This is a genomic window from Cytobacillus oceanisediminis, from assembly GCF_004366035.1.
GTDB classification, from domain to species: domain Bacteria; phylum Bacillota; class Bacilli; order Bacillales; family Cytobacillaceae; genus Cytobacillus; species Cytobacillus oceanisediminis_C.
On the sequence record NZ_SOEE01000034.1, the window covers coordinates 1 to 10,818 of the forward strand.

The following is a 10,818-nucleotide window of genomic DNA, read 5'->3' on the forward strand; positions in this document are numbered from 1 at the left end:
ACTAGCCTGAGCACTTTTTAGTCCTGCTAAAGTTGTCTTAACGTCATTAATAACTGTCATATTAGATTCCTTCTTTCTTTTAATTGAATAACTTACGAATAGTATTGTTTCTTTTTATAACATGTTTATAAAAAATGAAGAATTGATTATATTGGAATACAGAATAGAAAACATTAACGTGTTTAAGATGTAAATCATACTTACGGATAGTTTGATTATTGAGCTCTAAGCACTCGGAAGGCAGCGATTAAGAGGGTCGCTTAGAGCTCTTATTTTTCAATTGCGGTTTGCCCCATTGCAATAGCAATTCTATTCCAAGTGTTAATTTGATTAATTATTAGAACAAGGTCAACATACTGTTTTTCGTCATAGTGGTTACGCACTCGTTGATAAAGCTGATCTGGCACACGTTTTGTCGGGATTAAGGTTACGTGCTCTGTCAACTCTATGGCTACTTTCTCTGCTTCTGAGTAAAATTCACACTCTTCCCAAGCACTAATACAATATACTCTTTCTTCTGATTCACCCATTTTCATGGCATCTGTTGTGTGCATATACATACAAAGTGGACAGCCGTTAATTTGAGAAGCACGAAGTCTAATAAGTTCACGAAGTTTACGATCTATACCTGTAGTTGACGTATACTTATCCATTTTCCCAATGATGTCAAGTGCGTCAGGTGCTACATTGTAATAATCAATTCTTTGGGCCAATTCTATAACCTCCTAAAAAGTTTATTCAAATCAATTCAATAAATAATTGAGTTGAATTCAGAGCTTACGCCCTTCTTTACCAAATTCGACATAGATCTAAAATTCACCTTAATAAGTCTAAAAGTTACGTTTGTACATCTTATGGTAGGTTTGTTACAAACATTTCAATGTCCTAAATGAACTTCTCTTTTATTAACTTCGCTTCACCTCCTGATTTTTGTATTGGCACTTTAATAAATCAATATTATTTTTTTGGATTGTTCACTCCATTTTTAGAGGAAGATTATCCACCAAGTATGATTACCTAGATTCAAAATTCTTATTCCTGTTTTGTATTAAGATAGGAAGAAGTGAATCCCCAGGATGTATCGTCAGGTTTATAGAATTCAGGGCATTATGCTTCATGACGGGATCGGATGCTTCGATTAGTTCTGAGATCGTTTTCCCCAGAACCCCAATGTTATGAATCATAATGCCCAGGACAGCAGGAAAAGGACCAAGTCCAAGAGCCGTAAGAATAATTAGACCGAAAACAATTTTTGGGATGGAACAACAAGGCTGAGGCCGACTCTGTTTAAATGACAAACAAGTTTAGAGCCGGTCGTTTTTTTGGCTACCATAAAGCTAAGGGAAAGGCCGATAATTAGCCTAAGAAACCTTCTAAAAATACCATGGCCAATGTTTACAGACTGTCTTCAAATATCTTCGGAAGAAGAGAAAAATCCATCGGGAAACTATGGGACAGAAAGTCAATCATTTTGCGGAAATCTTTGATTACTGTTAGCCTCATGCTTAGATAAACGAATAAAGCCCACAGAAAATAAGTTAATGTGCTGCGTTTTTTATACCACAATCTTATCAGCCCTATTCTTTAATGAGTATCTCTTTTTTAGGGAAGCCTGACGGATGCTTTCATGAACATTAAGAATTTTTTCATGTCCACTTCCCTGTTTTTGTTTTGTAGTAAAGATAAAAAGGACTCTTTCGAGTCCTTTTTTCAGATCACATTAATCCTTCCAGGATTCTGTTCTGTAACTGCCCCAATGATGGAAGTCCATTCTACTCCTTTTTCCTAGGAGCAATTCAGCTTCAGTTTTAGGAACGGTTATTAAAAGCCCTCCTGAAGTTATGACATCACCAAGAATCACTTGGTCCACAACATCAATATTTTCTTATTGAATAGTCTGATAGCCATTTTATGATTTTTTTGGAGCCTCCAGGAATAATATTCTTTTCAGCAAGCTCTCTTGTTTTTGGAAGGATCGAAACGGCTTCGCTTTCAATGCTAGGGTCTGTGCTCAGGTCAATGCATGCACAGACATTACTGGTTTTGGCCTTTAAGGCCGTGCAATGGAGATAGCGGAAGGAAGAGGTTATCCATAGCTTCAGTTTCGTCTTTATTCAATGCAATTATGACGTTATTTCTTTTTGTTCCAAATCGACTTAATGCTTACCTTTTCTGAATTAATAATATTTAAGATTGGACATCTCAACGTAGTCATTTTTTTGAGTTCTTGAATTTTATCTTCGGATTCATTTGTATCCAATTCTGCATATATAATTATGTAGCGAAATGTTGGATTTAAATCCCCCCCCTTAAACCCCTTAGGATCGATTTGTCCCTCTATAATAAATTCGATATCTTTTAGACTAAAATTTATTTCTTCAGCAATCATATTGGCGATTATAGTTTCACTTGCGGCTAAAGCACCAAGAAAGGTATTAAGCGGGTTTGTCCCTTTTTCTTTCCCTTCAAGTGTATTTGACTCGTCAATACGATATTGGTGATTTTCGGACATTACTAAAACTGATTTTTTTTCTGTTATTGAATTTGCCTTGTATGCCACTAATGTCATATGAATTCCTCCAACAACCGAATATTAATTTACCACTTATTATTATAAGTACAATAATTTCCCTCATACACTGAAGTATCAATTCCTATGGTGTTTATATTTTCCATATTATCCTGAACCTTTACATGCTCATTTTGAAATGTTACACAGCCATTTTCTTCTAGAATGTTTTTTAATATTTCAAAGTTTTTCCCGTTTTAAAACATAATCATGATTACCGAAGACTGCATATATGCCATACTTTGGCTTGTTCATCACATGGAGATAACCTGCAAGCTAAGGAATACTCCGCTTTCAGTCAAGAAAATCACCAATAAGAGTAATGTAATTAGGTCCACTGGATATTTTGAGATCATCGCAAATAATTTATCCGGACTAACAGATATATTTTCGGGGTGCATATAAGATATATAAAAAATTTTTATGTTATCTCCCAAAACAAAAAAATATTACGAAAGTTGATTTTTTGGTCTCCTCCTTCCCTAAACTGTTAGGCTAAGTACCATTGGATGAGTTTGAACAATCAAAACAAAATCCTTACTACCAATGGTAGTAAAGAGTAAATGGAGCAGATAGATGGAGGAAAGACAGTCCTCTTATCCGAAGAGTTTGATTGAACGCCAAGTACACTTGGTAGCTTACCTAACGAAAGGTAGCTGAATCAATTGAATAAAATTAATTTATCAGCAGTAGTGATATACTCATATATTTTGTCCGGCAGCAGTATAGCTCGAGATCTTTTTCATATTCCATTGAATTATAAATGGAATACGGCTAATACCTGAGGGAACATCTAATAAATTTGACATATTATTTTTTATAACCGGGGAAAATAACAGAAATAAATCAATGGGAAAGTGGTACTCATGAATGAGGATAAATTAGAGAAATTACTTTGGAGCATTGCAATTCCGGGTTTCGGGCAACTATGAAACGGAAAGGTTATTAAGGGTACAATTCTTATCATATTAGAATTTTTAATTAATACTAATTCAAATCTAAATAGCTTAATCATGTTAAGTTTCAACGGGAAAATAAACGAAGCTATCCAAGTTACAGACTTTCAATGGCTTTTGTTTTACCCATGTGTTTATGTATTTGCCATGTGTGATGCAGTGAAAGAGGCTCAAGGTGATAATCCACCTTTCTATTATCTTCCCTTCGTTGTTGGGGCATACCTGGGTACAATATCTATAAAATTTTAAGAAATCTGTTATGTAAGTCGAATGCCGGACAGCCGTCATTATTATTTCTTCTCCGAAGATGGACATCCATTCTGTAATTGCTAGATTGGTCGTGACTATAAGGCCATCCCTTCATATAACCAATTCCTGTTGTGAGCGAGGGGCTCTTTAATCCCACTTTTTCATAAAAAATGATAGTTTACTTCTTCTTCAACGCAGTATCAACTAAAATCAGAACTATTTAATATTATGTGAACAGATAAAGTAGTTTGCTTAAGTCGCCTTTGTCGGTGATTCTCATATCTTGATTCCGATTCTAAAACAACAGATATTCTACTCTCTTCTGGCTTCTAACAGCGAGTAGCAATACTGTCCTGTGCTGCGATCAAGGAGTGTCATAGTAAGGCGCGACTTAAAGGGGATTTATCCGTCGCATGAGGTTATATGTTATATCTTGATTGGTGAACTTTTGAATTATTTCATGTGCTATCTAATTCCAAAATCAGAGAAGGAGTCGTCGGAAATCCTTTGTAGACCGTTATTTGATTCCCTTCATAAGAACGTACGTGTTCAGGGAGCACTAGGTATTGGACCACTGGGATTACTCGATCAAAACCCTAATCCAGCACACTTATCAAATAATGAAAAATCAGAAAATTCCAACCAGTAAAAAAATTCGATATTTCATATGGAATTACGCTAATGCTATATTATTTTGATAAGCTCTCGCTCCCTAATCTCCTTTAAGAAAAGAGTGTATTTGCAAATGGTTTAAAAATTGAAATCATAATATTTGTTATGGAATAAGGATGTATTTCGTGAATTAAAAAAACAATAATTGAAATTATTAAAATTGATCCGTTAACCACCAAATATTTTCCTTTGTCCTTCTTTTCTAAGGGTCGGATTTCAATAACCGTAATGATGATACAAATAAGAATAAACATTGAAAATATAATCACGGTGTAAACTCCTTACTGTCTTTCCGAATTCGTTTCCTTCTAATAAACAAAGTTAAACACATGATAAGAGGAATTGCGAATTCATATGAAAACAATGAAAGTATTGGATATATATTTCCGAGATAAAATGTCAATTCTACTGTATTATTAGTTGAATAGTAAGCAATTACAAAAGTTAAAAATGCTAACGGAAATACAATGGGTTCATATTTGTTTAAATTAAGTAATTGCTTTAATGCTAAAACTGTACAAAAATACCAAAAAGACATTTTCAAAGTAACTCCAGCTACCCAGGAAAACATTATCATTACGTCCAACCTTCTCCAAATTAAATCTATCTCAATTAACTTTGCTACACTATAAACCGGAATAAGTAAATCTTTAGTCTCCAATCCTAGAACCCCTAAAGTAAACATAGTAATGATTGTATGATCTATCCCAACTACTATTAAAGTAATTAAAATTGTAGTCTTAATATTTTTCTTATTACCAGAAGTAAGGTATGGGAATATCATGGTAATTAGAATAACCTGGCCCATCCAACTACTAGGAGTTAGGGATCCCTTAAGTACAGGAGATAGCCCCTCTAAGAGTAGCGGTTTTAACGGAACATTTAACAATGGAACTGCAGTAATGATGATTACAACAAATGTGATAATTAATAATAGCATAACCAGTACATTTGTCCTTGCTAAGGCATTCATTCCCACTTTGGTAATGTATACAACAATCAAAAAAAACACAATAAAGAATATTAGAGGTGATGTTTCTGGCAGAAAAATATACCCTGTAATCGAACAACCCTGTTTAATAACTGTACTTAGAGAAAGTATACAGTAAATCACAAAGCCAATACCTAAAATGTTTCCAATAATTTTGCCGAATAATTTTTCAAATATAATTATTAGGTTGTCGTGTGGAAAATTATTATATAAATAAAAGACCATTGTTCCTACAATTAACGCCATTAATGTGCTTACAATTTGAGAAATCCAGCCATCTACTCCAGCAATTTGTACCACTGTACCTGGAATGATTAGTAAGCTTGTACCTAATATTTGAGTAAAAATTATCGAAGATAATTGGAGGTTGTTAATTTCAGCAATTTTCATCGGATTCACCTCTACTAATTCACTGCACCTGTTTGAACGATTCTTGTTTTAATTTTAAGTTGGATGTTGGCGTTTTTATAAACGGTTTTATATTCACCTTCTATTTCTTTCCACTTTTTTGGATGATTAAGATATAGCAGATTTCCAAATCCGAAATAATCAATTTCTACATTTTGTTGTGAATGTTCTATGGTTTTTTTTGCTAATTCTTTTATTTTTTTGTTCAGTGATTTTTCTAATTTCTTGATTGTATCAGTATTACTCAAATTCCTCATACAATGGCTTTCAGTCAGAGATGCCTCAAATTCCAAAGTTAGATGTATTTTAAAAATGCCAAGATCATTTACATAAGCATTCTTTTTTTTGTGTGTGTTAGTTAAATTAAATGTAATTTGCCTGTTTTCATTATCTAGACAATTCACCGTAACAGAGGAATATTTATTTTTTAGATTTATTAATCCTAAACCTCTTGCTTCATCTCCTTTAATTGTGGTGATATATTTATCTTTATCAAATATTGAAACACCATCTATACGCGGGTTTTCTCCATCTAAAAAGATATGTGTAATTGTTAGGAATGGCTTTTTGAAAAATAAATTTTGATACACTTTATGTAAAGTGCTTACCTCACCAAGTCCATTTCGCTCTGAAGCCTGTCCGGCAATCAATTTTAGTGTTTCTCCTGATAATTGTTGTTCTTGTAAATTATACAAAATCTTTCTTGGGCTTTCTGTAATCGCAACTAGCATATCTTGTCTCATTTCAGGGTTTCTTCTAAAAAAATCCAATTGCCTACGAATCCCTTCTTTAGCCAATTCTTCACTTAAAAGAATTATAAAATTATGTGACCAATAAGGTTTTCTAGGTAAAAATTCGTTCAAATTATTATTTGCTTCATAAATAGTTAGTCCATCTACTTCTTTTGTTATTGGGAATGGTTCTTGGTCTTTTTTTGGCATTAAATACTGAATTATTATCTTATATTCATTATCCGCTATCTTTTCTAACCCTACAGCTGAAATTAATGAAAGTTTGTCCACTTCTTCACTATTAGTACAGGAGCTTAATAATAGTACGAGTATGATTGCAATAACTCCTAATGATTTCATTTAAATTCACCCTCTGTAAATTTGTTCTTATTTTTCAAGTGGGAGGGTCTTACAAAATAAAACATTTCTTTAAAACTAGAATATGAAAGCTCAAAATAAGGTACACCAAATGAACTCAAGGATGTTATGTGAATAAATATGGCAATTATTGCAATCATTAAACCGAATAAACCTAAAAATGAGGTAATTATCATTAATCCAAATCTCAAAATACGTAAAGGAATAGCAAAACTATACTTTGGAATGGCAAATGATGCAATACCTGTTAACGCAACGACAATTACCATTGCCGGTGACGCAATACCTGCTTGAATAGCTGCATCCCCAATAACTAGTCCTCCAACAATAGAAACTGCAGATCCTACAGGCATCGGGAGCCGAATGCCAGCCTCCCTTAATAATTCAAAAAACACTTCCATCAACAGAGCTTCGAAAAAAGCAGAAAATGGTGTTCCTTCTTTTTGCGTGGCAATTGCTAAAGCTAATTCAGTAGGAAGCATTTCCAAGTGAAATGTAGTTACACCGATATAAAACGACGGTAATAATAAAGCAATTAAAAATGCAAAAGTGCGTACTACTCTGAGTGCTGCACCAAGCCAATATCTTTCATAATAATCTTCCGAAGCCTGGAGAAACATTTTAAATGTAGATGGCAATATTAGAGCATGCGGACTTCCATCTACGATAATTGCAATCCTCCCCTCCATTACATCAGATACTAGTTTGTCAGGTCTTTCAGTATGAACTATTTGAGGGAACAGGGAGAATGGATGTTCCTCTAATCTTCTTTCAATTGACCCAGATTCATGTGTGCTTTCAATATCAATTTTATCAATGCGGGTTAATACCTTTTGAAGTGTATCTAGGGGTACCTTATTTTCCATGTATATTACAGCAGTAAATGTTTTTGATTCGGTTCCAATTTTCTTTAATCTCACCTTTAAGTTTGCATTGGGTAATTTAGACCTTATCATAGCAATATTCGTCCTAATTACCTCTACAAATCCCTCTCTTGGCCCCCTAATTACAACTTCAGACTGAGGTTCACCAACTTGTCGAAAGTTTTTTTGGGAATAACATACTAAACCTGCTTTGTTACTATTCGGAAACAAAATTATGCAGAATCCGTAAAATAGGTATGAAATTATTTCTTGTACGTCATCTAAAAAAAATATTGATGTGGTTGGGAATACATCTTTTAAAATAGATTGGTCAATTTTTTCGTTTTTTTTAGGATAATTTTGAATGATTTTCTCAAATAATGTCTCGAATACAATCAACTCATCAATAACATTCTCACAGTACATAAATATTATTTCATTGCCTTTTACTTTATAAGGATTTAATATCCTAAATTCTACATCCTCACAATGATTAAGCCTTTGTTGAAAAAATTTATAGTTCTGGTCTAAAGATGTGCTAAGTTTTTCCAATAATTACACCTTCTTCTTTGTGAATCATAATCAGTTTTTATTTGTCCATTTTGCCACAGGAGGCTCATTTAACCAGTCTTTTTTCACCAGAAGCTTAAACACATCTTTAGAAAAATCCTCAACATCCCTAATCAATTCTTTCAAACATTTTACATGTTCCTTTTTATAGCTTGAGGTCACAGCACTTTGTAAATTATTTATACCAATTGGATTTAAAAACATTAGTAAATTTGCCACTAGTCGATCTGATAAAGGTGCTTCATTTGAAGGCAAAACTAAAGACTCTAATCCAGTTGAAATTATTACGCCATTTTGTTTAAAAAGATCAGATAAAATTGAAACCTGATTGAATGCAAGTTTTTTCCCTTTTAATAATATTTGCTTGGTGTTCATATCACTAACAGTTTCTGAAAAGCCAGTACATAACGCCAAACCAACATTATTACATTGCAAAGAACTAGACATATGAGATAATTCAACGGTGTTTAAAGGTCTTTTCTGTGTTGAAGCAACTTTGAATAAGTTGCCTTCTCTTTCTTCTGCTTCTGTAAAAGCAAATTATTTATTCTGTAGAAGTCCCTTATTTTGTAATAATTCGAATAATATATTTCCCCTTAACATTCAGTCTCATTATTTAGACTGTGGATAAATCTTGAAATTATTCATGTACTCTTTATTATGCATTTTTTGTATTTATGTTTTTGCAGTAAGTCAACCAGACCATTACACGGAATATATTAAATATTTATATTTCAATAGGACTACCAAACTTTATGGATCTGGCAATCAAGAATTACATGAAAAATTAATTGGCTTCTTGAATCCGTATCACTTCCTACAGACTAAAAAAAGGCCGGTTTAAGCTTTCCCGGGGTAAGAAAAGAAGTGTATCGAGTGATCGAAGAATACAACCAGAGCCTTTATCAATGGAGCTTTAATAAAATGGCCCCGGAGCAATTCCGGGGCCATTTACTAACTGCATGAGGGCTTTTAACCTGTCCGTAAATCGGGGCACAGTTCAGTAGTCAGAGAACATCTTTTAATGATTCTTAATGTAACTTCTAAAAGAAAGTCTAGATTGTAAAGGAGTGATATCAGTACATTTTTTCACCTGGAATGAGAAAAATGATAACAACGACATTGTGTAAGAAATTCAGCCTGGTGGCACCAGAAGATAATTTTCCTTTTTAAGAGTCGGTTGCCGAAAAAATGAAGAATTGTAATTAAGTTGCCAAGACATAAAAGAACGTCTATCGATTAAAGATTTTGTTTAGGCAACCAAAATAACGATTGGGTGAGTATATGAACGGAAACTTAGGGATGAACTTAAAAATACTTAGACTTAAAAAAAGACTGAGACAAAAGCATGTAGCTAAAGCTATAGGAGTTTCTCGAAATGCTATCAGTAATTATGAGCGAAATTCTAATGTTCCTAAGAAGAGTAATTTAGAAAAACTTGCTGAATTTTACGGCGTGTCAGTGGAGGATATTACTGAAGAAGATATTTAAAGCCCTACTTAATTAAGAAGAGCTTTAAATATCTTCTCTATCTTCCGTAAAAACATGGCCCTTGCTTAGGTCCCATGTCCGCGCAAATTGACTCTCCCGCTACTCCTGTTCCTGGTCCCCCATAACCACATCCTTGCCCAATACCCATTCCTGGGCTAAATGCTCCCGATATTCCGGGACATGGTCCAAGATTTATATATTTTCCGCCTCGAGGAGCTTGGTAGAAGCCTCAGCTCCACGAAACTTACATTCTACCGATCGTTCACCAGCCCTCCTCCTGACAACGGCTTGTTTAACTGGCATTTCTTCAAACAGCAGCTATTCCTCACTTGAGCGGTGAATACATGACGCCATCGTAACAGACATTTCTATGGTTTGTCATATCTAATGGCATCCAGTTGAAAGCCTGCTTCCAAGAAGATTTCCATAGGAGGCAGACTAGGGAGAATCGCCTGTTATAGATCCCCTCTCGTTTTATCAATGGTTCGTTAACTTAAAATAAGGGGCATTTATTTCAAAGTGACTATCTTACGGGTCACAGTTCAAAGACCATAGCCTTTGCCCTATTTGTGATTATTCACTAAATAAGGCTGAATTATAATCCATTCGTTTAGGGTTGCATCTGTTATTACTACGCCTTATTCCAATTTTTCCTTACTTGCGTGACGACGAACATAAACGGGATATATCCATAAATAAAATAAAGTCCGGCATCTAAATAAAACTTGGAAATCCATTGAAATATGTTAGGTTCCTTCACAAAATACTCTAATATCAGAATTCCGACCAAAAAAGCAAGCAAGCTCGCACGCGGTTTGATCTTGAACACGTTTTTCATTCCACGACATGCCGCCCATAAGCTTAAAGATATGTTTGCTAATATTTTTATCAACCACATTGAAATGGCTAGATACTCTACTCTCTGTAACACAGGACCCTC

General features: G+C 34.1%; 7 protein-coding genes and 1 pseudogene. 1 reads left to right on the forward strand and 7 read right to left on the reverse strand.

The window, feature by feature from the left end:
* Window positions 1–269 precede the first annotated feature (269 nt).
* From DFO72_RS28615 to DFO72_RS28650, 6 genes and pseudogenes are all read right to left on the reverse strand, one after another.
* Window positions 270–713, reverse strand: coding sequence for a carboxymuconolactone decarboxylase family protein (locus tag DFO72_RS28615; protein ID WP_113885783.1), 444 nt, complete (start codon window positions 711–713; stop codon window positions 270–272).
* A gap of 1,418 nt (window positions 714–2,131) precedes the next feature.
* Window positions 2,132–2,569, reverse strand: a complete 438-nt coding sequence (locus DFO72_RS28625) for an OsmC family protein (protein ID WP_113885784.1) — start codon at window positions 2,567–2,569, stop codon at window positions 2,132–2,134.
* A 2,142-nt stretch (window positions 2,570–4,711) separates the two neighbouring features.
* Complete coding sequence (locus DFO72_RS28635) at window positions 4,712–5,827, reverse strand: GerAB/ArcD/ProY family transporter (RefSeq protein ID WP_113885786.1); 1,116 nt, start codon at window positions 5,825–5,827, stop codon at window positions 4,712–4,714.
* A gap of 14 nt (window positions 5,828–5,841) precedes the next feature.
* Window positions 5,842–6,936 carry a Ger(x)C family spore germination protein gene (locus DFO72_RS28640; RefSeq protein ID WP_113885787.1) on the reverse strand — a complete coding sequence of 365 codons (1,095 nt, stop codon included), beginning with the start codon at window positions 6,934–6,936 and terminating at the stop codon, window positions 5,842–5,844.
* Window positions 6,933–8,369 carry a spore germination protein gene (locus tag DFO72_RS28645; RefSeq protein WP_113885788.1) on the reverse strand — a complete coding sequence of 479 codons (1,437 nt, stop codon included), beginning with the start codon at window positions 8,367–8,369 and terminating at the stop codon, window positions 6,933–6,935. Before DFO72_RS28645 ends, DFO72_RS28640 begins: the two co-directional genes overlap by 4 nt.
* A gap of 30 nt (window positions 8,370–8,399) precedes the next feature.
* Window positions 8,400–8,861: pseudogene (locus DFO72_RS28650) on the reverse strand (DUF3231 family protein); the annotation flags it as partial.
* Window positions 8,862–9,671: 810 nt separating this feature from the next.
* Here DFO72_RS28650 and DFO72_RS28655 point away from each other — a divergent pair.
* Complete coding sequence (locus tag DFO72_RS28655; RefSeq protein ID WP_113885790.1) at window positions 9,672–9,878, forward strand: helix-turn-helix transcriptional regulator; 207 nt, start codon at window positions 9,672–9,674, stop codon at window positions 9,876–9,878.
* A gap of 631 nt (window positions 9,879–10,509) precedes the next feature.
* Here DFO72_RS28655 and DFO72_RS28665 read toward each other — a convergent pair.
* The coding region (locus DFO72_RS28665) for a GerAB/ArcD/ProY family transporter (RefSeq protein WP_142724960.1) at window positions 10,510–10,818 on the reverse strand (309 nt) is incomplete at its 5' end.

Coding starts and splice junctions, on each gene's coding strand:
- DFO72_RS28625 (WP_113885784.1), bottom strand. CDS start 2,569: ATGACATTAGTGGCATACAAGGCAAATTCAATAACAGAAAAAAAATCA.
- DFO72_RS28635 (WP_113885786.1), bottom strand. CDS start 5,827: ATGAAAATTGCTGAAATTAACAACCTCCAATTATCTTCGATAATTTTT.
- DFO72_RS28640 (WP_113885787.1), bottom strand. CDS start 6,936: ATGAAATCATTAGGAGTTATTGCAATCATACTCGTACTATTATTAAGC.
- DFO72_RS28655 (WP_113885790.1), top strand. CDS start 9,672: ATGAACGGAAACTTAGGGATGAACTTAAAAATACTTAGACTTAAAAAA.